Raw genomic sequence first — 22,283 nt, 5'->3', positions numbered from 1 at the left:
CCGATCCCGCGATGACCGCTGACCACGCCCACGCCTCTGCGACCGTCCCCTCGGGAAGCCGACCCGGGGACGGCGACGTCGACACCGTCGACGTCGCCGCCTCGACCCCCGAGCAGGCGCAGCCCTTCGCGGCGCTGGGCCTCAAGGACGAGGAGTACGCCAGCATTCGCGAGATCCTCGGGCGGCGACCGACGAACGCGGAGCTGGCCATGTACTCGGTGATGTGGTCGGAGCACTGCTCGTACAAGTCCTCCAAGAAGCATCTGCGCACCTTCGGCGAGCGCACCACCGCCGCGATGCGGGAGAAGCTGCTGGTGGGCATGGGCGAGAACGCCGGCGTCGTCGACATCGGCGACGGCTGGGCGGTCACCTTCAAGGTCGAGTCCCACAACCACCCCTCCTACGTCGAGCCGTACCAGGGCGCGGCCACCGGCGTCGGCGGCATCGTGCGTGACATCATCTCCATGGGCGCGCGACCCGTCGCCGTCATGGACCAGCTGCGCTTCGGTGCCATCGACCATCCCGACACCGCCCGCGTGGTCCACGGCGTGGTCTCCGGCGTCGGCGGCTACGGCAACTCCCTGGGCCTGCCCAACATCGGCGGGGAGACCGTGTTCGACCCCGCCTACCAGACCAATCCCCTGGTCAACGCCCTGTGCCTGGGCGTGCTGCGGCACGAGGACATCCATCTGGCCTCGGCCACCGGACCCGGCAACAAGGTCGTGCTGTTCGGTGCCCGCACCGGCGGTGACGGCATCGGCGGCGCCTCGATCCTGGCCTCGGAGACCTTCGACGAGGGCGGGCCCGTCAAGCGACCCAGCGTCCAGGTGGGCGACCCCTTCATGGAGAAGGTGCTCATCGAGTGCTGCCTGGAGCTGTTCTCCGCCCACACCGTCGAGGGCATCCAGGACCTCGGCGCCGCCGGCATCTCGTGCGCCACCAGCGAGCTCGCGGCCAACGGGAACTCCGGCATGCACATCGATCTGGAGAACGTGCTGCTGCGTGATCCCACCCTGAACGCCGGCGAAATCCTCATGAGCGAGTCGCAGGAGCGCATGATGGCCGTGGTGCGCCCCGAGAAGCTGGCCGAGTTCGAGGCGATCACCGCCAAGTGGGACGTCGAGGCCGCCGTGATCGGCGAGGTCACCGGCGAAGGACGGCTGACGATCGATCACCACGGTCGCCGCATCGTCGACGTCGACCCCTCGACGGTCGCGGTCGACGGCCCCGTCTACGACCGCCCGTACTCCCGCCCCGACTGGCAGGACGCCCTGCAGGCCGATCGTGCCGAGGCCCTCCCCCGGCCGCAGGGCGCCCCGGAGATCGCCCAGGCTCTGCGCGACCTGATCTCCTCCCCCAATCTGGCCGCGACGGGCTGGGTCACCGACCAGTACGACCGCTACGTCGGCGGGAACACGGCGCTGGCGATGCCCGACGACGCGGGCGTGATCCGCGTCGACGAGACCACCGGCCGCGGCGTCGCCCTGGCGACCGACGCCAACGGCCGCTACACCAAGCTCGACCCCCGCACCGGCGCGCAGCTGGCCCTCGCAGAGGCCTATCGCAACGTCGCCGCTGCCGGCGCGACGCCGCTGGCGGTCACCGACTGCCTGAACTTCGGCTCCCCCGAGGACCCGGGCCCCATGTGGCAGCTGGTCGAGGCCATCGGCGGCCTCGCGGAGGCCTGCGAGATCCTCGGCGTCCCGGTCACCGGCGGCAACGTCTCGCTGTACAACTCCACGGGCGAGCCCGGCCGCATCGACTCCGCCATCCACCCCACTCCGGTCGTCGGCGTGCTGGGCGTGCTGGAGGACGTCGCCCGGCGCGTGCCCGCTGGCTGGCAGGAGGACGGACTCTCGGTGCTGCTGCTCGGCACCACTGGCGAGGAGCTGTCCGGCTCGGCCTGGGCCGACGTCATCCACGGCCACCTCGGCGGGCTGCCCCCGCAGGTCGACCTGGAGGCGGAGCGGGCCCTCGCCCAGGTCCTGGTGGCCGCCTCCCAGGAAGGCCTCGCCGCCGCGACCCACGACCTCTCCGACGGCGGGCTCGCGCAGGCCCTGGTCGAGGCCGCGACGCGCTTCGGCACGGGCGCCACCGTCGATCTGGAGGCGCTGCGGGCACGGGACGGAGTCGATCTGCCCACGGCACTGTTCTCCGAGTCCCAGGCTCGGGCCCTGGTCGCGGTCCCGGCAGAGCGTGAGGAGCGCCTGGCGGCGCTGTGCGCCGAGCACGGGGTGCCGCAGCTGCGCCTCGGCTCCACCGGCGGCGACACGCTCGACATCCAGGGCGTCGCCGCCTTCCCGCTGCGCGAGCTGCAGGACCTGCGCGGGGCGACGCTGCCGCGTCACTTCGGCTGAGCTGCGCCTCAGCACCCATCGCGCTCACCTCACATCGCTCGCCGGCCTCGCTCAGCCCGCACCATCCCGACTCGTCGGCCTCGCTCGGCCCGCACCATCCCGACTCGCCGATCCGTTCCACCGAAACGTGCCGAGCTCGGCACAGATCAGTGGAACTGCGCGGCGTGGCGCGATGGATTGACGGGGCACGAACGGCGTGGGCAGACCAGACAGGGCTAGGGCCCGAGAGCCGGCTCCCTCAGCCGGGCGGACGTCGCCCGAGAGCCGGCTCCCTCAGCCGGGCGGACGTCGCCGGAGAGCGCGCCGGCCATCACCGAGGGCACGTCGAGCGTCGTCGAGGGCACGTCGGCCCAGGCGTCCGGCCGCCCGTACGGCCCGGCCACCCGTCCCGGTCAGCTCGGCGCCGGCCCGTTCCTCACGGAGCTCGGCAAGCTCCGCCCGGGTGGCGCCGAGCTCCTCGCGCACGGCGCGCAGTTCCTCGAGGACGCGTTCCTCGCTGCGGCCCAGGAGGGTCTCGGTGTTCTTCGAGAGGAACATCGGCAGCCCGATCCCGTGCTCGCGGGTCCACTCGCGGAAGTACCGCTCGCGCAGCTCCGCGTCGAAGTGGCGGTGGCCGTGGCTGAGGCTGAACATCGAGTTGCTGCTGGGCCCGGTGGCGGTGGGCCGGTGCCGCCACTGCGCGAGGGGACGGTCGAGGAATCCGACGTCGAAGCGCTGCAGCAGCTCGAGATGGAACGCGTAGTCACCCACCACGGGCAGGGATTCGTCGAACTCGCCGACGCTCTCGTGGACGCGGCGGCGGTGCAGGATCGCGATCGGCGCGTGGCGGTTGACCGCGATGTAGTCCAGCAGACGCGCGCCCTCCAGCTCCGGCCACGAGCGGAACGCCTCGTCCTCCACGAAGCCGCTGGGCGTCTCGTGCTCGTAGACCACCAGGGTGCGCACCACGACGGCGTCCTGCTCCGGATGCGCCGCGAGATGGGCGAGAGTCTCCTGGAGGAACGTCGCGTGCCAGGTGTCGTCGTCGTCATGGACGGAGACCACGGGCGCGGTGGACTCGCGCAGGCCGTGGTTGCTCGCCGCTTCCATCCCGGTGGAGCGCTCGCGGTGCAGCACCCGGATGCGTCCGCCGCTCTCCGCCTCATAGCGTGCGACGGCCTCGTCGACGCCGCGGCGATCCCCGGCGTCGTTGACGATCACCAGCTCCCAGTCCTGCCGCGTCTGGGCCAGGACGTCCTGCAGGGCCCGATCCAGCATCCGGGCCCGGTCGCGGGTGCGCATGATGATGGAGACCGACGGCTCCGGGGCCGGCGTCCCGGTCATGGTCATCCACGGTGCGAGCTCTTCCCGCAGTTCGTGGGGCCAGCGCTGGTGCGGCTCGATCCCGGCCCCGACAGGGTCGGCGACAGCCGGCATGCTGGAGGCCTCGACCGCGGTGGCGCTGCCCCGCCCGGCTGACCCGTCCTGTGCGCGCAGCACCGAGGCCACGGTGTCCCACCAGTCCGCGGCGGCCTGGAGCAGCGCAGGGCGCACCGCCTCGAGATGGGCGCGCTCGCTCTCCCGGGCCGCGACGAGGGCGTCGACCACGGAACCGACCAGATCGGACGGGCCGGCGCCGACGGGGTCCCAGAGGGCGGCCAGCGGGACCACTCCGCCGGCGAGGCCCAGGTTCCGCAGGGCCCCGTCCATGCGGGAGGCGCCGTAGCGGTTCAGTGGCATCGCCAGCACCGAGGCCCCGGCGGCGGCTCCGAAGACGACCGGGTGGAAACGCGTGGTGACCACCCAGGCGGCGCGGGCGGTGCGTGCGGTGGCCGCGGTGTCGGGCTCTATCGGGCACACGGTGGCCGGCACCGTCAGCAGGTCGGCGACCTCGCGGTGGACCTGCAGATCGCCCCCGCCGGTATCGGGGTCCGCCATGTGGGGAACCAGCTCGACGCGGGCGCCGGTGCGCCGGGCGAGCTCCTCGATCACCGCGGCGGCCACCGCGACGTAGTCGGCCCGCGGGAACGGATCACCGTCCCCGCCCAGCGTGACGCTGATCAGCTCGGGGTCCAGCGGAGTCTCCGGCTCGAGGCCGACGGCGTCATCGAGAGTCTGCACGACCGCCGGGTGGCCCGGGCACAGCCGGCGGGCGATCCCCACGCTGTGGTGGTCCCGCAGGCCGACGACCGAGCACAGCTCGAGCAGCCGGCGCACGCTGTCGCGGTCGGTGTCGGTCAGCTCCGGGCCCAGGCTCTGGCCGCTGAGGATCACCGGCTTGCCGAGCGAGTGCGCCACCTCGGCGGTGGCCACGCGCTCGTCGAGCAGCCAGCCGTAGCGGGAGGTGAGGCTCCCGCCGCCGCCGATCACCAGCGCATCCACGGCACGGAGACGCTCGATGATGCCGAACAGCTTGTCCTCAGCCGGAAGGGCATCGAGGTCGCCCGCGAGCACGGCCCGGATCTCCTCGAGGTACCTCGCCCGATCCTCGAGCGGCCACGGGAAGGTGAGCGCCGGGATGGCCGACGCCGGGGCCGTGCCGTCGGGCCCGTACTTCTCGTGCCGGGAGATGCGCACGACGTCGAACCCTCGATCGGCCAGCCGCCGGGAGGTCATCGTCGCGATGGCCTCGTCCCCCACGTGGTAGACGGTCTGATCGACATCGCACAGCACGGCGACCTTCACCGGCATCTCCTTCCCGGCGGGCAGCCAGTTCGTCGCCTCAGAGCCCGCGCTCTTCCATCCAGCGGATCATGAAGGCGGCCATCGCGTCCCGGGCGATCGGCTCCACCGGGCGGAAGGTGCCGTCCGACCAGCCGGTGCTGATGCCCGTGGAGGCCAGCCAGCTGATCTCCTTCGCGAACTGATGGTTCGAGGGGACGTCCCGGAACGGGTTCGAGGTCCCCGAGGACGGCCGCCCGGAGGCACGGTACAGGAATGCCGCGACCGCGCCGCGCTCGATCGAGGCGGTGGGACGGAACGTGCCGTCGGACCAGCCCTCGACGATGCCCTCCGCATGCGCCCACGTGATCTCCTTGTAGTACATGCGGCTCGGTGGCATGTCCGAGAACGGTGATCGGCTGGGCGGGGTGAAGCGCGGGGATCCGAGAGCGCGGTAGACGAAGGCGACCATCGCATCACGCTGGATCGGGTCCAGCGGACGGTAGGTGCCGTCCGGCCAGCCGGTGGTGATACCGCGCTCGGCGAGCTCCTCGATCTCCTCGCGGTACATCATGCCCGGGGGGACGTCGACGAAGCGGGACTCCTGGAAGCTCACAGAGCTGCCCGACTTGACGGCCACGCCGTTCTCGAAGGACTGGTAGCTCTTGCCGCCCCGGTGGGAGACGGAGCTGGTCGGGCGCCCCCAGGAGGGCTGCCACTCCTGGGCCACCTCGCTGACGTAGCCGACGGCCTTCTCCGCACCCCTGTGCATCACGAGCCCCTTGGTGAGCACCGTGACCCAGTAGGTTCCCGTGCTGTAGGCGCTGCGGACCACGGTGCCGAGCTTCGCCGCTCCCCCAGCGGCGTTGAACGCCGTCAGGTGATGCTTCCACCCGTGGTCCATGTAGTACTGCGCATCGCCACGGATCCGGTCGAACTCCTGGTACAGCTGGTACCCGGGGCACTCGGTGTGGTTCACATCCCGGTGGCCCATCACCTTCGCGAGGGTCTGCGTGGAACCGGCGTCGAAGCGGGTGCCGCTGGCGATCGAACTCCAGGTGGACGTGCTCCACACGCGCTCTTCGAACGTGCTCAGGAGCTTCCACGCCACGATCCGGGAGACCGCGTCCCGCGCCGCGGCGGAAGGTTCGGTGGAGCTGTAGTGGCCCAGCACGGAGATGCCGAAGGAGCCGCGGTTGAATCCCGTGGCGTGGGCACCCTGGATGTTGCGGTGGAGGCCGCCGCTGCGGCCCTCGAAGATCCGACCGTACTTGTCGACCAGGATGTTGTACCCGATGTCCGCCCACCCCAGGGTGCGCGTGTGGTACGTGTGAATGCCCCGGACGATCTGCGCGGACTCACTGCTGCTGTAGCTGTTGGTGCCCGCGGTGTGGTGGATGATCACGGCTTTGAGCTCGTCGCGCCCGTACGTGGCTCCTGTCCTGCCCTCATCGGCACCCCAGGTCGCACGCGCGACGAAGGAGGGTGTCGAGCCGGGAAGCAGTGGAGTGGCAGGGTTCGCCGCGGCGCGGGTCGACATCATCCGCGGTTGTGCCTGCAGGTCCTGTGACTGCGACTGGGAGGTGTACGGCCCGCTGAAGTCTCCGACCATCTCGTCGCCCTCGGTCGGCGAGGTGGTGACGATGTGCGCCGTGGCCTCGGAGGTCACGTCCCCGCCGTCCAGTTCGGCGCGGATCTGCAGCGCCGAGACCACGCCCAGCCACGCCAGCTCCGTGCCGGGGGCCTCCTCGCCGCTGTCCGGGTCCTCGGCGATCTCGAGTTCGCACCACGGGGTCCAGTTCCCGTCCTGCCCGAGACCGCGCGCGTGCACGGCCGGGGCCTCTGAATCCGCCGGCCAGGTGAGGCCGACCATCGTCGCCGGCTGCTCGGGAAGATCGCGTGCCTGCCCGCCGTCGACGTCGATCAGCGCGTAGTCCGCGAGCGGTACGTCCAGGATGCGGGTCTCCCCGTCCGTGACCGAGGGGTCGGCGACGGCCGGAGACATGGACAGCGCAGCCGTCGCCGCCGGGACGCCGACGGCCGTGGCGGCGAACAGCGTGCGGCGGGTCATGCCCGAGCGAGGGCGGGAATCGGCGGTGGAGTCGGTGGCGGGGGGAAGATTCCGCTGAGACATGAGGGGCTCCGGATCGTAGGGGAAGGCGCGGAAGCGGGGGCGCGGAAGTGCCGGACAGCGCTGCAGGACCCGGTCCGCGACCTCCCCGTGAGGTCGCCGGCCCCCACCGGCGGCTTCCGGGCCTAACCATATACCGGCCGGCGTCGGACATCCCGGAGGCGCGGCGCCGCACCGCGTGGCCTCCGCCCCCCGATCTCACCGGCGCCGGAACGACCAGCCTCCCCGGGAGGGGTCTCACCCGGGCTGCTCCAGAGTTCATCGGGCGTTGCCCCGCCGTTCACCCCCGACCAGGGGCACGGGGAAGACGGCGTACGTCGTCGACGGAGGATCCAAGGCGCCGGGGGAACGAGAAGGGCGGGCCGACGGGATCTCTCCCGTCGGCCCGCCCTCGGCGTGGCGCGTCGTGCGCGATCAGGCCTTGTCGGCCTGCTCGTCGTCGCTCTCAGCGGCCGTGTCCTCGGAAGCGGCGTCCTCGGAAGCAGCCTCCTCGGACGCGGTGTCGTCGGATGCGGTCGCCTCGGCGTCGGTGTCGTCGGATGCGGTCGCCTCGGTGGCGGTGTCCTCGGCAGCGGCCTCGTCGGCGCTCTCGGTCCGGGACGCGTTCTTGGCGGCGCCCTCGGCCTCCTTCACCACGGCCTGCTTCGGGGAGTACTCCTCCTGGACGAGCTCGATCACGGCCATCGGCGCGTTGTCACCCTTGCGGGGGCCGATCTTCGTGATGCGGGTGTATCCGCCGGGACGCTCGGCGAACGTCGGGGCGATCTCCTCGAACAGCGAGTAGACGACGCCGCGGTCGCGGATGGTGCGCATCACGCGGCGACGCGAGGCGAGGTCGCCCTTCTTGGCGAAGGTGACCAGGCGCTCCGCGTACGGACGCAGGCGCTTGGCCTTCGACTCCGTCGTGGTGATCGCCTTGTGGCGGAACAGCTCGGTGGCGAGGTTGGCGAGGATCATCCGCTCATGCGAGGGGGATCCGCCGAGGCGCGCGCCCTTGGTGGGTGCAGGCATGGTCGTTCTCCTAGTTCAAATGAAGGTCAGTACTGGTCGCCGAAATCGTCGGAGTAGGACTCGATGGCCGACGGATCGAAACCGGCCGGGGAATCCTTCAGCGACAGCCCGAGGTCGGCGAGCTTGGCCTTGACCTCGTCGATGGACTTCTGCCCGAAGTTGCGGATGTCGAGCAGATCGGCCTCGGAACGGGCGGTCAGCTCACCGACGGTGTGGACGCCCTCGCGCATGAGGCAGTTGTACGAGCGCACCGTGAGGTTGAGGTCGTTGATCGGCAGTGCCAGATCGGCGGCCAGCGCCTGGTCCGTCGGCGACGGGCCGATCTCGATGCCCTCGGCCTCCTGGTTCAGCTCGCGCGCCAGGCCGAACAGCTCCACCAGCGTCTTGCCGGCCGATGCCATCGCGTCGCGCGGGCTGATGGCCGGCTTGGTCTCGACGTCGACGATCAGCTTGTCGAAGTCCGTGCGCTGCTCGACACGCGTCGCCTCGACCTTGTAGGTCACCTTCAGCACGGGCGAGTAGATGGAGTCGACCGGGACCCGACCGATCTCCGCGTCAAGGCCCTTGTTCTGCGCAGCGGAGACGTAGCCGCGACCCCGCTCGACGGTCAGCTCGATCTCCAGGCGGCCCTTCTCGTTCAGGGTCGCGATGTGGAGGTCGGGATTGTGGATCTCCACGCCGGCGGGCGGGGTGATGTCGGCAGCGGTGACGCGGCCGGCCTCCTCGCGACGCAGGTACATCACGACCGGCTCGTCGTTCTCCGAGGAGACCACGAGGTTCTTGACGTTGAGGATGATCTCGGTGACATCCTCCTTCACGCCGGGCACGGTGCTGAACTCGTGCAGGACCCCGTCGATGCGGATCGAGGTGACCGCGGCGCCGGGGATGGAGGACAGCAGGGTGCGACGCATCGAGTTGCCGAGGGTGTAGCCGAAGCCCGGCTCGAGCGGCTCGATGACGAACCGGGAACGGTTCTCCGACACGACCTCTTCGGTCAGCGTGGGGCGCTGTGCAATGAGCACTGTGGATCCTTTCAGCGAGCGTCCGCCATATGACGCTCAGAAGGGGGCGATGGGCCTAGAGGATGAGTGGTGTCCAGGGTGCCGGGGCGGCGAGGGCCGTCCCGGCACGGGCGCCGGCCGCGCCGACGGGGCTGCGGCCCCGCAGCGGCCGGCGAGGTCAGACGCGGCGGCGCTTGGCCGGGCGGGTGCCGTTGTGCGGCTGCGGGGTGACGTCCTGGATCGAACCGACCTCGAGGCCGGCCGCGGTCAGCGAGCGGATGGCGGTCTCACGACCGGAGCCCGGGCCCTTGACGAAGACGTCGACCTTCTTCATGCCGTGCTCCTGCGCCTGGCGGGCAGCTGCCTCGGCGGCCATCTGCGCGGCGTACGGGGTCGACTTGCGCGAGCCCTTGAAGCCGACCTGCCCGGACGAAGCCCAGGAGATGACGGCGCCGACCGGGTCCGTGATGGAGACGATGGTGTTGTTGAACGTGCTCTTGATGTGGGCCTGGCCGTTGACGACGTTCTTCTTGTCCTTGCGGCGCGGCTTGCGCGCAGCGGCCTGACGGGTCTTGGTTGCCATGCGGCGGAACTCCTCTGGTGGGTTTCGGGTGCGCCGGATCCCTCAGCGGCGCGAAGTGGGTGCGGCGGAAGACGGACGCGATCCCACGGCGATGCCGTGGATCAGCGGGACTTCTTCTTGCCGGCGACGGTGCGCTTGGGGCCCTTGCGGGTGCGCGCGTTGGTCTTCGTGCGCTGACCGTGCACGGGAAGGCCGCGGCGGTGGCGCAGCCCCTGGTAGCTGCCGATCTCCACCTTGCGGCGGATGTCGGCTGCCACCTCGCGGCGGAGGTCACCCTCGACCCGGTAGTTGTTCTCGATGTGATCGCGGATCTTGACGAGATCGTCGTCAGTCAGCTCGCGCACGCGCTTGTCACCGGAGACGCCGGTTGCGGCCAGGGTCTCCAGGGCGCGGGTGCGTCCCACGCCGAAGATGTACGTCAGGGCGACCTCGAGGCGCTTCTCGCGCGGGAGGTCGACTCCCACCAGACGTGCCATGTGCATTCTCCTACTGTCTCGGAGGCCTGATCCGACACCTCGTCCTCGGGTCTGTTCCCGGGACGCCGCAGCCTCCGTACTGCGGGTGGCCGGCCCGTGGGCCGGTGGTGTCGACTCTTTACTTGTGTGTGTCCGGTGTCCCGGACGGTGCCCTGCACGCAGGGCGGCCGCTCAGGGGCGGCGATGTCACGACAGTCGTCGGGACGAACGACGTGCTCCGTTCAGCCCTGCTGTGCGGTGCTGAGCTCGTGCCGCTCGGTCTCGGGGACGACTCGTTCCTCGTCGGCCCCTCCTCCTCGCAGCACGGCGCTCAACCCTGACGCTGCTTGTGACGCGGGTTCGAGCAGATGACCATGACGCGCGAGTGGCGACGGATCACCTTGCAGTTGTCACAGATCGGCTTGACGCTCGGCTTGACCTTCATAGCTTCCTTCTCCCGGGACGATCACTTGTAGCGGTAGACGATGCGGCCCCGGTCGAGGTCATAGGGGCTCAGCTCGACGACCACGCGGTCCTCGGGAAGGATACGGATGTAGTGCTGGCGCATCTTCCCGGAGATGTGCGCGAGCACCTTGTGCCCGTTGTCGAGCTCCACGCGGAAGCGCGCGTTCGCGAGCGCCTCCGTGACCGTGCCCTCGACTTCGATCACGCCGTCCTTCTTCGCCATGCCTCCCCAATCTCTCGCCACCGGCGGACCGGGGGTCGAGTTCCGCATTATCGTCTCTTGCGCACCGCCCGTCGGGTGACGAGTACGGTGGTCGATGAGGGTGGCGCCACCAGCGCGCCGTCGGCCTCACCGGCCACACGGCAGGAGCCGGTCGACGACGTCAGCACGACGGGGACTGCGCGACGGCGCTGCGGACAGCGCCGGGCCACAGCACACGATGGACATCGCGCGCGGAGCACACCCGATCGACCAGCCTACACGGCCTTTCCGGGAACCGCGATAGTCCCCGTGATGATGCCCATCACTACGCGAGGGGATCCGGGGCGGCGACGATGCCGCGCCGGGCGAGCTCGGCAGCGCCGCCGTCGGCCTCCGTCAGGACGAGCAGACCCTCATCGGTCACGGCCACGGAGTTCTCGGCGTGGGCGGCCCGGCCGCCCCCGGTGGCCCGCACCGTCCAGTCGTCGTCCTCCAGCACCCAGTCTCCCGAGCCCTGGATCAGCATCGGCTCGATGGCCAGGCACATGCCCGCCTTCACCCGCGGCCCACGGGAGCGGGTGCGGTAGTTCATGACGTCGGGCGCCTGGTGCATGGCGGTCCCGATGCCGTGCCCGCCGAAGCCCTCGAGGTGGGCGAGGGACTCCCCCGCCGCCTCGGTGACGTGATCCTCGATGGCTGCTCCGACGTCACCGACCCGGTCGGCCGAGGCGAGCGCGGCTATACCCGCCCACAGCGCCTCCCGGGTGATCCGGACCAGGTCCTCGTCCCCCACCGAGCGCGGGGCACCCACGATGTGGGTGCGGGCGGCGTCGGAGTGCCAGCCGTCGATGATCAGACCACCGTCGATGGAGACGATGTCGCCCTCGGCGAGCCGGCGCGAGCCGGGGATCCCGTGGACGACGATCTCGTTGACGCTGATGCACAGCGTCGCGGGGAACCCGTGGTAGCCGAGGAAGTTCGGCGTGGCCCCCTCGTCGCGGATCATCTCGTGGGCGAGACGATCCAGCTCGGCCGTGGTGATGCCGGGGCGGATGTTCTCCTCGAGCATCGCGTGGACACGGTCCAGCAGCAGCCCGCTGCGCCGCATCACCAGGATCTGTTCGGGGGTCTTCAGCTCCACCCGCTCGGGGAGGATGCTCATCGTGCCCTGAGCGCCTCCCGCAGCGCGACGGTGACCTCGTCGATCGGCGCCGAGCCGTCCACGCGGCGCACGAGGCCGCGGGAGTCGTAGACGTCGATCAGCGGTGCCGTCTGCTCCGCGTAGACGTCGAGGCGGCGCCGGATGGTCTCCTCGGTGTCGTCGCTGCGGCCCTGCTCGGCCCCGCGGGCGAGCAGGCGGCCGACGACCTCGTCGGTCTCGACCTCGAGCAGCAGCACCAGGTCCAGCGCGGTGCCGAGCTCGGTGAGGATCGAGTCCAGCGCCTCGACCTGGTCGAGGGTGCGCGGGTAGCCGTCCAGCAGGAAGCCGTCACGGGCATCCGCCTCGGCCAGACGGGAGCGGACCATGTCGTTGGTGACGGAGTCGGGAACGTACTCACCGGCATCCATGTAGGACTTCGCCAGCACGCCGAGCTCGGTCTCCTGCGAGACGTTGGCGCGGAAGATGTCCCCGGTGGAGATCGCCGGGATGGACAGCTCCTCGGCGATGCGCACGGCCTGGGTGCCCTTGCCCGCCCCGGGCGGGCCCACGATCAGCAGACGGCGGGCGGCCTGGCCGCCGTCGTCCTGCGTCGCGGTGGGGTCGGTCGAGAGGTCGGGGCTGGTCACCGGAGAATCCCTTCGTAGTGGTGCTGCTGGAGCTTCGCATCGATCTGCTTCACGGTGTCGAGGCCGACGCCGATGATGATCAGCACCGAGACCCCGCCGAGCGGGAAGTTCTGCGAGGCACCGAGGTAGACGAGTGCGAACAGCGGGATCAGCGAGATCACCGCGAGGTAGATGGCGCCGGGGGTCTGGATCCGATTGATCACGTACCGCAGGTAGTTCTCGGTGGGCTTGCCGGCGCGCACATTGGGCACGAACCCGCCGTACTTCTTCATGTTGTCGGCGATCTCCTCCGCGTTGAAGGTGATCGAGACGTAGAAGAACGCGAAGAACACGATCAGGGCCACGTAGACCAGGGCGTAGATCCAGGAGAACGACGCGCCCATCACGAGGTGGGCGTTGATCCACTGGACCCACCCGGACTCCGGGCTGCCGAAGGACGCGGCCATCTGCGGCAGTGCGAGGATCGAGGCCGCGAAGATGACCGGGATGACGCCGGCCTGGTTGACCTTGATCGGGATGTAGGTCGAGGTGCCGCCGTACATGCGCCGTCCCACCATGCGCTTGGCGTACTGCACCGGGATGCGCCGCTGGGACTGCTCGACGAAGACGATGCCGATCATGACCAGCAGCGCCACCAGGATCACCAGGGCGAACACGAGCCAGCCCTGCAGCTCCCAGATCTGCGCCATGGCGGAGGGGAACGAGGCCGCGATCGACGAGAAGATCATCAGCGACATGCCGTTGCCGATGCCGCGCTCGGTGATCATCTCGCCCATGAACATGATCAGGACGGTGCCCACCGTCATGGTCACGACCATCAGCAGCAGGGTGTGGATCGACTGGTCGGGCACCAGTTCGAGCTGGCAGCCGACGAAGAACTGCCCGGAACGGACCAGCGTGATGATGGTGGTCGCCTGCAGCACGGCCAGACCGATGGTCAGATACCGCGTGTACTGCGTCAGTTTCTGGGTGCCCGAGGCCCCTTCCTTGTGGAGGGCCTCGAACCGCGGGATGACCACGCGCAGCAGCTGCACGATGATCGATGCCGTGATGTAGGGCATGACGCCCAGCGAGAAGATGGACAGCTGCAACAGCGCGCCGCCGGAGAACATGTTGACCATGCCCATCACGTTGGCGCCCTGCCCCGTCATGGCCTGATCTGCGCACACCATCACGTTGGTGTAGTCGAATCCCGGGGTGGGGATGAAGACACCGAGACGGTAGATCGCGATCATGCCGAGCGTGAAGAGGATCTTGTTCCTCAGCTCGGGGGTGCGCAGCGCGCGCACGAACGAGTTCACCAGTTTCCCTCCTGGAGGTCCGGGGACAGGACCGTTGGACGTCCCGGTCCGTCCCGGTGCCGTGTGTGTCGTACGGCCTTCGGACCGGCCCCGATATGACGACGGGGCACCGCGGCACAGATTATTCTGCGCCGCGGTGCCCCGTCAAAATGACTCACGCGGTGGTGACGGACCCGCCAGCCGCCGCGATCTTCTGCTCCGCCGAGGCGGAGAACTTCTGTGCGGTGACGTCCAGCTTGACGCTGACGTCGCCGGTGCCCAGCACCTTGACGGGCTGGTTCTTGCGCACGGCGCCCCGGGCGACGAGGTCCTCGACCGTCACGGTGCCGCCCTCGGGGAACAGCTCCTGCAGGGTCGCCAGGTTCACGACCTGGTACTCGACGCGGAAGGGGTTGGTGAAGCCGCGCAGCTTGGGCAGCCGCATGTGCAGCGGCATCTGCCCGCCCTCGAAGCCGAACGGCACCTGGTTGCGGGCCTTGGTGCCCTTGGTGCCGCGACCGGCGGTCTTGCCCTTGGAAGCCTCACCACGGCCGACGCGGGTGCGACGGGTATTGGAGCCCGGCGCGGGGCGCAGGTCGTGCAGCTTCAGCGGAGAGCCGGAAGCGGGTCCCGTGCTCTCGGCGCTCTTGTTCTCGGTGTCGTTCATGGAGTCAGTCCACCTCTTCGACCGTCACCAGGTGGGTGACGGCGCGGATCATGCCGCGGATCTCGGGGCGGTCGTCCTTCACCGCCGTGTCACCGATGCGCTTGAGGCCGAGGCCGCGCAGGGTGGCACGCTGGGTCTGGTTGCCGCCGATGTCGGAACGGACCTGGGTGACCTTGATCTGCATCAGGCACCCACCTTCTCGGCGCGGGCCGCGGCGCGGCCTTCGGCCTGGGCCCGCAGGAGAGCCGCCGGGGCGATGTCCTCGACCGCGAGACCGCGGCGCGCGGCCACGGCTTCCGGCTCCTCGAGCTGCTTGAGCGCATCGACGGTGGCCCGCACGATGTTGATCGCGTTGGTCGAGCCGAGCGACTTGGAGAGCACATCGTGCACTCCGGCGCACTCGAGCACGGCGCGGACCGGACCGCCGGCGATCACACCGGTACCCGGGGCGGCGGGACGCAGCAGGACGACGCCTGCCGCATCCTCACCCTGGACCTTGTGCACGACGGTGCCCTGGATGCGCGGGACGCGGAAGAAGTTCTTCTTCGCCTCCTCGACACCCTTGGAGATCGCCGAGGGGACCTCCTTGGCCTTTCCGTAGCCGACTCCGACGGTTCCGTCGCCGTCACCGACCACCACGAGGGCGGTGAAGGAGAAGCGACGGCCGCCCTTGACGACCTTGGAGACGCGGTTGATGCTCACGACGCGCTCGAGGAATGCCGACTTCTCGGCGTCCTGACCGCGCCCGCGGCCCTGACGACCGCCGCGGTCGTCGCTGCGACGGCCTCCGCGATCATCGGAGCTGCTGCTGGTGTTGGTGGAGTTGTCGCCCCGCCGGCCGGAGGCCGCGGGACCATTGTTCCGCTGCTGTGCAGCCATATTCAGATCCTCTTCTCGTCCTGTGTCCGGGGGGCGATCACAGCGCCAGGCCGGCCTCGCGAGCGCCGTCGGCGACGGCGGCCACGCGACCGTGGTACTTGTTGCCGCCGCGGTCGAACACGACGGAGTCGATCCCGGCTGCCTTGGTGCGCTCGGCGACCAGGGCGCCGACGGTGCGGGCCTTGTCCGACTTCGTGGTGGAGGCGGCGCGCAGATCGGCCTCCATGGTCGAGGCCGACGCCAGCGTGACGCCGGCATCGTCGTCGACGACCTGCACGAAGACGTGACGGGCCGAACGGGTGACGACCAGACGCGGACGCTGGGGCGTGCCGATGACACGACGACGGACGCGCAGGTGGCGACGGCCGCGCGTACGCAGCCGGCTGCCGGGCTTGCCCTTGGTGTGCTTGAGTGCGTAACCCATGATCACTTACCAGCCTTTCCGGCCTTGCGCACCACGGTCTCGTCCGCGTACCGCACGCCCTTGCCCTTGTAGGGCTCGGGCCGACGGATCTTGCGGATGTTCGCGGCGACCTCTCCCACCTGCTGCTTGTCGATGCCGCTGACCGAGAACTTGCTCGGGGTCTCGACGGTGAAGGTGATGCCCTGGGGCGCCTTCACCACGACGGGGTGGGAGAAGCCGAGGGCGAACTCGAGGTCGGTGCCCTTCGCGGTCACACGGTAGCCCGTGCCCACGATCTCCAGCTTCTTCGTGAAGCCCTCGGTGACGCCGAGGACCATGTTGTTGATGAGAGTGCGGGTCAGGCCGTGAAGCGACCTGTTCTCGCGCTCGTCGTCGGGGCGGCTCACCACGATGGCGCCGGACTCATCGCGCTCGACGGCGATGGGCTCGGGCACGACGTGCTTCAGCTCGCCCTTGGGACCGGTCACCGTGACGGTGCGGTCTTCGATGGTGACGTTCTGCACGGCCGCCGGAACGGGAACCGGGCGGACTCCGATGCGGGACATAGTGTTTCTCCTCTCCCGCTCACCAGATGTAGGCGAGGACTTCCCCACCTACACCCTTCTTGGCTGCCTGCCGGTCGGTCAGGAGGCCGGAGGACGTGGACAGGATCGCCACGCCCAGGCCGCCGAGGACCTTGGGCAGATTGGTGGACTTCGCGTACACACGCAGGCCGGGCTTCGAGACGCGGCGCACCCCGGAGATGGCGCGCTCACGGCTGTCGGAGTACTTCAGCTCGAGGACGAGCTTCTTGCCCACCTCGGCCTCCTCCTCGTGCCAGCCGAGGATGTAGCCCTCGGCCTTCAGGATGTCCGCGATACGGCTCTTCAACTTCGAATACGGCATGGACGCGCTCTCGTGGTACGCCCCTGAGGCGTTACGGATGCGCGTGAGCATGTCCGCGATCGGGTCGGTCATGGTCATGTCTGTTGCTTCTTCCTCACCTGGTTTCCCGCGGCATCATCGCTGTGCCCCGGGACCTCTGGCGGTAGTCCTTACCAGCTGCTCTTGGTGACGCCGGGGAGCTCACCACGGTGAGCCATGTCGCGAAGGCAGACTCGGCAGAGGCCGAACTTGCGGTACACGGAGTGCGGGCGGCCGCAACGCTGGCACCGGGAGTAAGCGCGCACGGCGAACTTCGGCTTGCGCTCCGACTTCTTGATCAGGGCTGTCTTGGCCATATCAGTTCTCCTTGAAGGGGAAGCCGAGCAGCTTCAGCAGCGCGCGTCCCTCGTCGTCGGTCTTCGCGGTGGTCACGACCGTGATGTCCATACCGCGGACGCGGTCGATCTTGTCCTGGTCGATCTCGTGGAACATGACCTGCTCCGTGAGGCCGAACGTGTAGTTGCCGTTGCCGTCGAAGTGCTTCGGCGACAGACCACGGAAGTCGCGGATGCGCGGCAGAGCGGTCGACAGCAGCCGGTCCAGGAATTCCCACATGCGAGCGCCACGGAGGGTGACGTGCGCACCGATCGGCATTCCCTCACGCAGCTTGAACTGCGCGATCGACTTGCGGGCCTTGGTGACCTGCGGCTTCTGTCCGGTGATGGCGGCGAGGTCGCGCACGGCGCCGTCGATGACCTTGGAGTCGCGAGCGGCGTCGCCGACGCCCATGTTCACGACGATCTTGGTCAGACCGGGCACCAGCATGACGTTCTCGTAACCGAACTGGTCGGTCAGCTCCGCCTTGATGGTCTCGTTGTACCGGGCCTTCAGGCGCGGGGTGGGCGCCTGGATAGCAGTCTCGCTCATCAGATGTCCTTCCCGGAGCGCTTGGCGAAGCGGACGCGCACCTGCTTGGAGCGGCCGTTCTCGAGCTCGAGGGTCTCGACGCGGTAGCCGACCTTGGTCGGCTTGTTGTCCTCCGGGTCGACCAGAGCCACGTTGGAGATGTGGATGGGGGCCTCGCGCTGCTCGATGCCGCCCGCGCCACCGGCCTGGTTGGGCTTGATGTGGTGGGTGCGGCGGTTGATGCCCTCGACGAGCACGCGCTCGGTATCGGGGAACACCTGCAGGACGCGGCCCTGCTTGCCCTTGTCGCCGGCCTCGAGGCCACGTGCGGCGACCTTGTCGGCGTCGCTCGTGCGGCCGGTGATGACCTGGACGAGGTCGCCCTTCTTGATCTTCATCTTTGCCATGTCACAGCACCTCCGGTGCCAGCGAGATGATCTTCATGAAGCGCTTGTCGCGCAGTTCGCGCCCGACGGGGCCGAAGATGCGCGTTCCGCGCGGCTCGCCATCGGCCTTGAGGATCACCGCCGCGTTCTCGTCGAAGCGGATGTAGGACCCGTCGGCGCGCCGACGCTCCTTGGACGTACGGACGACGACAGCCTTGATGACATCGCCCTTCTTGACGTTGCCACCGGGGATGGCGTCCTTGACGGTCGCCACGATGGTGTCGCCGATGCTGGCGTAACGGCGACCGGAGCCACCGAGAACACGGATGCAGAGAATCTCCTTGGCACCTGTGTTGTCGGCGACCTTCAGTCGCGACTCCTGCTGAATCACTCGTTCTCCTATCGTCTCACCGGTTCTCTTCCGGTCCGCGGGAGCGGGCCGGCCGAGCCTGGCGGAACGGAATATGGACCATGCCCGGACGTCCGCCCAGGTCACGAACGTGGCCATGAGCATCACCGGCGGCGGGCTCCGGGCACCAAAAAACCCTCGGCCGGACTCAGGCACTAGCGTGGAGAACGCCTCAGCGTTCGCTTCTCGTGCGAGGTCTCCGGCGAGGACGGATCTGGTGCTTCCGGATCCTGCCGCGGACTCCCGATCCCGCACTCACCGCGAGGGCTGGTGGGCATGGTCGTCCGGCAACCGTTCAAGACTACGTCCCCGCAGCAGTCGCTGTCACCCCATGCGAGCCCTGCGAAGGGTGTGGGCTTGCTCTCCCGCCGCCCCTACACTCGATCCATGATCGACATCGATGTGGCACGACGACTCAAGGACGCGGGGCTGCCCTGGGAACCGGCGGACGGCGACCTGTTCTCGATCGACACCGAGCTGCTGCGCGACGAGGCGTTCATGCTCTCCCCGATGGTGGTCGAGCGGGGCATCAGCCGGTCGGGCCAGCATGTCTTCCGCTTCAACGGCACCACCGAGTGGGCGCTGGACACGGTCGAGCAGCACGAGGCCATCTGGATTCCCCGCGAGGAGCAGCTCCGCGATGCGCTCGGCGACGCCTTCGTGTCGCTGCACCGGGAGCAGTCGGGCGCCTACGTGGTGAGGTTCGCGCCGGCGGGCGACGCCGACCCTGGCAGCGGTGCTGCACCTGGCACCGATACCGACGCTGACCCTGGCGCTGGCGCCGGCACTGGCACTGGCACTGGCACTGCACTCGGTGCCGATGCTGACGCCGGTGGCCTGCGCGAGGTCCGGGCACCTCATGCTGAGGACGCCTACGCGGGCGCGCTCCTGACCCGTCTCACGCGCGCCTGAGCGTCTCGCGCTCCTGACCCGACCCGCGCGCGCCTGACCGTCTCACGCGCGCCTGATCCGTCCCTCGGCCACCACCACTGCCGTATACGGGCACTCGGGCGACGACCGTCCGGCGACACGCGGGCTCGTTCCACTGATCCGTTGCAGTGACGAGACGAATCAGTGGAACGGAGGCGCGACGTACCGGAGCGCCCGACGGGCGGGCCCGGGCGCAGCGGACTCCGGCAGCAGCCCGGACACGCCAGCCCCTGACGCAGCGGCCCCGGGTATAGCGAAAGGGCCGGCCTCCCCCAGGGGGAAGGCCGACCCTTCACGTCGATCCTGCTGCGGTCACCAGGACCGTTGGATCACTTGGCTCGCTCGAGGATCTCGACCAGGCGCCACCGCTTGGAGGCGGAGAGCGGTCGGGTCTCCATGATGAGGACACGGTCGCCGATACCGGCGGTGTTCTCCTCGTCGTGGGCCTTGAACTTGCTCGTCTTGGTCGTGACCTTGCCGTAGCGAGCGTGCTTGACGCGCTCCTCGACCTCGACGACGACGGTCTTGTCCATCTTGTCGGAGACCACGAAGCCGCGGACGGTCTTGCGGTACGGGCGCTCATGGGACGACGCGTGCGCGCCTTCCTTGTCGAGCACCTCGACCTCGTCGACGGCCGGGGCCTCGGCCTTGCTGTTCTCAGTCATGTCTGTTCCTCGCTTCGCGGTCACTCGGCGGCGCCGGGCGCCTGTCGGATGCCCAGCTCGCGCTCGCGCAGGATCGTGTAGATCCGTGCGATGTCCTTCTTGACGGACCGCAGGCGGCCGGAGCTCTCGAGCTGACCGGTGGCGGACTGGAAACGGAGCTTGAACAGCTCGTCCTTCGCCTTCGCCAGCTCGTCGGCCAGCTTGGCGTCGTCCAGCTTGTCCAGTTCATCGGCGGTGAGCTTGGTCGCTGCCATCAGATGTCACCACCCTCTCGGCTCAGAATGCGGCACTTCATGGGGAGCTTGTGCATCGCCAGGCGCAGCGCCTCGCGGGACACTTCCTCGGACACGCCCGCGACCTCGAAGAGGACACGGCCGGGCTTGATGTTGGCGACCCACCACTCGACCGAACCCTTACCGGAGCCCATGCGGACCTCGGCAGGCTTCTTGGTCAGCGGCCGGTCGGGGTAGATGTTGATGTACACCTTGCCGCCACGCTTCATGTAGCGCGTCATGGCGATTCGTGCCGCCTCGATCTGACGGTTGGTGACGTAGGCCGGCGCGAGCGCCTGGATGCCGTAGTCGCCGAACGCCAGCTCGGTGCCGCCCTTGGCCATGCCGCTGCGGGTCGGGTGGTGCTGCTTGCGGTGCTTGGTCCTGCGGGGGATCAGCATGTCGCTCAGGCCTCCGTTCCGGACTGCTGTGCGGGAGCGGACGCCGGCTGCTCCGTGGGGGCGGCGGCCGGAGCGGCAGCCTGGGCTGCTCCCTCGGTGCTGCCACCCTCACGACGGGCGTTGGCGTTGCGCTCGTTGCGACGGCCGCGCGGGCGCTCGGCACGGGGGCCGCGGCCGCCGGAGCGGGGACCCTGCGTGGCGGCCTGGGCCGCGAGCTCCTTGGCGGTGACGTCGCCCTTGTAGATCCACACCTTCACGCCGATGCGGCCGAAGGCGGTGCGGGCCTCGTAGAAGCCGTAGTCGATGTTCGCGCGGAGGGTGTGCAGCGGCACGCGCCCCTCGCGGTAGAACTCGTTGCGGCTCATCTCGGCGCCGCCGAGGCGGCCGGAGACGGCCACTCGGATGCCCTTCGCGCCGGCGCGCTGCGCGGACTGCATGCCCTTGCGCATCGCACGACGGAAGGAGACGCGGGCGGCGAGCTGCTCGGCGATGCCCTGGGCGACCAGCTGAGCGTCGTTCTCGGGGTTCTTGACCTCGAGGATGTTCAGCTGGATCTGCTTGCCGGTGAGCTTCTCCAGCTCGCCGCGCAGACGCTCGGCCTCGGCACCCCGGCGCCCGATGACGATGCCCGGGCGGGCGGTGTGGAGGTCGACGCGGACACGATCACGGGTGCGCTCGATCTCGACCTTGGAGATGCCGGCGCGCTCGAGCCCCTTGGACATGAGCTTGCGGATCGCGACGTCTTCCTTCACGTAGTCGCGATAACGCTGACCCTCCTTGGAGGAGTCGGCGAACCACCGGCTGCTGTGCTCCGTGGTGATCCCGAGGCGGAACCCGTTCGGATTGACCTTCTGGCCCATTCGGGACTCCTTACTTGTTCACGGGAGCGACCACCACGGTGACGTGGCTGGTGCGCTTCTTGATCTGGAAGGCTCGACCCTGTGCGCGCGGCTGGAACCGCTTCATGGTCGGGCCCTCATCGACGAATGCGGAGGAGACGACGAGTTCGCGCTCATCGAAGCGCTCCCCCGCCTGATCTGCCTTCACCCGCGCGTTGGCGATCGCGGACTCGACGAGCTTGAGGACGGGCTCGCTGGCTCCCTGCGGGGCGAACCGCAGGGTGTCCAGGGCCTCGGCCGTGCTCTTGCCACGAATCAGGTCCACAACGCGGCGAGCCTTCATGGGCGACATGCGGAGGTACCGCACCTGCGCCTTGGCTTCCATTGCTGTCCTGCTTTCTTCGGATTGCTGATGGTGCTGCCGCGTGACCGAGGTCAGCGGCGGCGGCCCTTCTTGTCGTCCTTCTCGTGGCCCTTGAAAGTCCGCGTGGGAGCGAACTCGCCGAGCTTGTGGCCGACCATGGCCTCGGTGACGAACACCGTGACGTGCTTGCGGCCGTCGTGCACTGCGAAGGTGTGGCCGAGGAAGTCCGGCGTGATGACCGAACGACGCGACCAGGTCTTGATGAGGTTCTTGGTGCCCTTCTCGTTCTGAGCGTCCACCTTCTTCTGGAGGTGATCGTCGACGAACGGGCCCTTGGCGATACTGCGAGGCATAGTCTGTGGTT

29 protein-coding genes are annotated in these 22,283 nt (G+C 69.3%); 2 read left to right on the top strand and 27 right to left on the bottom strand.

Annotation, left to right across the window (positions count from 1 at the left end; genetic code table 11):
* The first annotated feature begins 11 nt into the window (after positions 1–11).
* Positions 12–2,357, top strand: a complete 2,346-nt coding sequence (gene purL, locus ACFQRD_RS12245) for a phosphoribosylformylglycinamidine synthase subunit PurL (protein ID WP_377804364.1) — start codon at positions 12–14, stop codon at positions 2,355–2,357.
* Between the two features lie 273 nt (positions 2,358–2,630).
* Here the strand turns inward: purL and ACFQRD_RS12240 are convergent, their stop codons facing one another.
* From ACFQRD_RS12240 to rplN, 21 genes are all read right to left on the bottom strand, one after another.
* Positions 2,631–5,021 carry a polysaccharide pyruvyl transferase family protein gene (locus ACFQRD_RS12240; protein ID WP_377019958.1) on the bottom strand — a complete coding sequence of 797 codons (2,391 nt, stop codon included), beginning with the start codon at positions 5,019–5,021 and terminating at the stop codon, positions 2,631–2,633.
* A 37-nt stretch (positions 5,022–5,058) separates the two neighbouring features.
* Positions 5,059–7,131, bottom strand: a complete 2,073-nt coding sequence (locus ACFQRD_RS12235; RefSeq protein ID WP_377019960.1) for an S-layer homology domain-containing protein — start codon at positions 7,129–7,131, stop codon at positions 5,059–5,061.
* Positions 7,132–7,542: 411 nt separating this feature from the next.
* Positions 7,543–8,139, bottom strand: coding sequence for a 50S ribosomal protein L17 (gene rplQ, locus ACFQRD_RS12230; protein ID WP_377804362.1), 597 nt, complete (start codon positions 8,137–8,139; stop codon positions 7,543–7,545).
* A 26-nt stretch (positions 8,140–8,165) separates the two neighbouring features.
* Positions 8,166–9,161 (bottom strand): DNA-directed RNA polymerase subunit alpha, encoded by a 996-nt coding sequence (locus ACFQRD_RS12225; protein ID WP_377019962.1) that lies wholly within the window; start codon positions 9,159–9,161, stop codon positions 8,166–8,168.
* 157 nt (positions 9,162–9,318) lie between these two features.
* Positions 9,319–9,723 carry a 30S ribosomal protein S11 gene (rpsK, locus tag ACFQRD_RS12220; RefSeq protein WP_377019963.1) on the bottom strand — a complete coding sequence of 135 codons (405 nt, stop codon included), beginning with the start codon at positions 9,721–9,723 and terminating at the stop codon, positions 9,319–9,321.
* Positions 9,724–9,824: 101 nt separating this feature from the next.
* The gene (rpsM, locus tag ACFQRD_RS12215) at positions 9,825–10,199 is read right to left on the bottom strand and encodes a 30S ribosomal protein S13 (protein ID WP_377019964.1); all 375 of its coding nucleotides are present in this window, start codon (positions 10,197–10,199) and stop codon (positions 9,825–9,827) included.
* Between the two features lie 310 nt (positions 10,200–10,509).
* A complete protein-coding gene (rpmJ, locus tag ACFQRD_RS12210) occupies positions 10,510–10,623 on the bottom strand; it encodes a 50S ribosomal protein L36 (protein ID WP_010532506.1) in 114 nt (37 codons plus the stop codon).
* A gap of 21 nt (positions 10,624–10,644) precedes the next feature.
* Positions 10,645–10,866, bottom strand: coding sequence for a translation initiation factor IF-1 (infA, locus tag ACFQRD_RS12205; protein WP_010532507.1), 222 nt, complete (start codon positions 10,864–10,866; stop codon positions 10,645–10,647).
* A 304-nt stretch (positions 10,867–11,170) separates the two neighbouring features.
* Positions 11,171–12,007, bottom strand: a complete 837-nt coding sequence (gene map, locus ACFQRD_RS12200; protein WP_377804360.1) for a type I methionyl aminopeptidase — start codon at positions 12,005–12,007, stop codon at positions 11,171–11,173.
* Positions 12,004–12,633: an adenylate kinase gene (locus tag ACFQRD_RS12195; protein ID WP_377804358.1), complete on the bottom strand. Its 630-nt coding sequence runs from the start codon at positions 12,631–12,633 to the stop codon at positions 12,004–12,006. Before ACFQRD_RS12195 ends, map begins: the two co-directional genes overlap by 4 nt.
* Positions 12,630–13,934: a preprotein translocase subunit SecY gene (gene secY / locus ACFQRD_RS12190; protein ID WP_377793090.1), complete on the bottom strand. Its 1,305-nt coding sequence runs from the start codon at positions 13,932–13,934 to the stop codon at positions 12,630–12,632. The genes ACFQRD_RS12195 and secY overlap by 4 nt, the downstream gene beginning before the upstream one ends.
* A 154-nt stretch (positions 13,935–14,088) precedes the next feature.
* On the bottom strand, positions 14,089–14,580 hold the full coding sequence (gene rplO, locus ACFQRD_RS12185) for a 50S ribosomal protein L15 (protein WP_377804356.1): 492 nt from the start codon (positions 14,578–14,580) through the stop codon (positions 14,089–14,091).
* A 4-nt stretch (positions 14,581–14,584) separates the two neighbouring features.
* Positions 14,585–14,767: a 50S ribosomal protein L30 gene (gene rpmD / locus ACFQRD_RS12180; protein WP_377020017.1), complete on the bottom strand. Its 183-nt coding sequence runs from the start codon at positions 14,765–14,767 to the stop codon at positions 14,585–14,587.
* The gene (gene rpsE, locus ACFQRD_RS12175) at positions 14,764–15,459 is read right to left on the bottom strand and encodes a 30S ribosomal protein S5 (RefSeq protein WP_377019971.1); all 696 of its coding nucleotides are present in this window, start codon (positions 15,457–15,459) and stop codon (positions 14,764–14,766) included. Before rpsE ends, rpmD begins: the two co-directional genes overlap by 4 nt.
* A gap of 37 nt (positions 15,460–15,496) precedes the next feature.
* Entirely contained in the window at positions 15,497–15,883 is a 387-nt protein-coding gene (gene rplR / locus ACFQRD_RS12170; protein ID WP_377019973.1) for a 50S ribosomal protein L18, read from the bottom strand.
* Positions 15,884–15,885: 2 nt separating this feature from the next.
* Positions 15,886–16,428 (bottom strand): 50S ribosomal protein L6, encoded by a 543-nt coding sequence (rplF, locus tag ACFQRD_RS12165; RefSeq protein WP_377793089.1) that lies wholly within the window; start codon positions 16,426–16,428, stop codon positions 15,886–15,888.
* 19 nt (positions 16,429–16,447) lie between these two features.
* A complete protein-coding gene (gene rpsH / locus ACFQRD_RS12160) occupies positions 16,448–16,846 on the bottom strand; it encodes a 30S ribosomal protein S8 (RefSeq protein ID WP_377019976.1) in 399 nt (132 codons plus the stop codon).
* A 71-nt stretch (positions 16,847–16,917) separates the two neighbouring features.
* Positions 16,918–17,103: a type Z 30S ribosomal protein S14 gene (locus tag ACFQRD_RS12155; protein WP_377019977.1), complete on the bottom strand. Its 186-nt coding sequence runs from the start codon at positions 17,101–17,103 to the stop codon at positions 16,918–16,920.
* Between the two features lies 1 nt (position 17,104).
* Positions 17,105–17,674, bottom strand: coding sequence for a 50S ribosomal protein L5 (gene rplE / locus ACFQRD_RS12150; RefSeq protein ID WP_377019978.1), 570 nt, complete (start codon positions 17,672–17,674; stop codon positions 17,105–17,107).
* Entirely contained in the window at positions 17,674–18,060 is a 387-nt protein-coding gene (rplX, locus tag ACFQRD_RS12145; protein WP_377019979.1) for a 50S ribosomal protein L24, read from the bottom strand. Before rplX ends, rplE begins: the two co-directional genes overlap by 1 nt.
* Position 18,061: 1 nt before the next feature.
* On the bottom strand, positions 18,062–18,430 hold the full coding sequence (gene rplN, locus ACFQRD_RS12140; protein ID WP_193116799.1) for a 50S ribosomal protein L14: 369 nt from the start codon (positions 18,428–18,430) through the stop codon (positions 18,062–18,064).
* A gap of 405 nt (positions 18,431–18,835) precedes the next feature.
* Between rplN and ACFQRD_RS12135 the strand changes: the two genes are divergently transcribed.
* Entirely contained in the window at positions 18,836–19,360 is a 525-nt protein-coding gene (locus tag ACFQRD_RS12135; RefSeq protein ID WP_377019980.1) for a hypothetical protein, read from the top strand.
* Positions 19,361–19,707: 347 nt separating this feature from the next.
* Here ACFQRD_RS12135 and rpsQ read toward each other — a convergent pair whose 3' ends face one another.
* Genes rpsQ through rpsS form a run of 6 tightly spaced genes read right to left on the bottom strand, consistent with a single transcriptional unit; the run spans position 19,708 to position 22,272 of the window.
* Positions 19,708–20,043 carry a 30S ribosomal protein S17 gene (gene rpsQ / locus ACFQRD_RS12130; RefSeq protein WP_377019981.1) on the bottom strand — a complete coding sequence of 112 codons (336 nt, stop codon included), beginning with the start codon at positions 20,041–20,043 and terminating at the stop codon, positions 19,708–19,710.
* A gap of 20 nt (positions 20,044–20,063) precedes the next feature.
* Positions 20,064–20,297, bottom strand: a complete 234-nt coding sequence (rpmC, locus tag ACFQRD_RS12125; protein ID WP_377019982.1) for a 50S ribosomal protein L29 — start codon at positions 20,295–20,297, stop codon at positions 20,064–20,066.
* On the bottom strand, positions 20,297–20,716 hold the full coding sequence (rplP, locus tag ACFQRD_RS12120) for a 50S ribosomal protein L16 (protein ID WP_377019983.1): 420 nt from the start codon (positions 20,714–20,716) through the stop codon (positions 20,297–20,299). Before rplP ends, rpmC begins: the two co-directional genes overlap by 1 nt.
* A gap of 5 nt (positions 20,717–20,721) precedes the next feature.
* Positions 20,722–21,576: a 30S ribosomal protein S3 gene (gene rpsC / locus ACFQRD_RS12115; protein ID WP_377019985.1), complete on the bottom strand. Its 855-nt coding sequence runs from the start codon at positions 21,574–21,576 to the stop codon at positions 20,722–20,724.
* Between the two features lie 10 nt (positions 21,577–21,586).
* Positions 21,587–21,940, bottom strand: coding sequence for a 50S ribosomal protein L22 (gene rplV / locus ACFQRD_RS12110; protein ID WP_377019986.1), 354 nt, complete (start codon positions 21,938–21,940; stop codon positions 21,587–21,589).
* 50 nt (positions 21,941–21,990) lie between these two features.
* Positions 21,991–22,272: a 30S ribosomal protein S19 gene (gene rpsS, locus ACFQRD_RS12105; protein ID WP_377019987.1), complete on the bottom strand. Its 282-nt coding sequence runs from the start codon at positions 22,270–22,272 to the stop codon at positions 21,991–21,993.
* Positions 22,273–22,283 lie beyond the last annotated feature (11 nt).

It is taken from the genome of Brachybacterium sp. GCM10030268, from assembly GCF_042666305.1.
GTDB lineage: Bacteria > Actinomycetota > Actinomycetes > Actinomycetales > Dermabacteraceae > Brachybacterium.
This window is presented reverse-complemented; position numbering and strand designations above follow the sequence as displayed.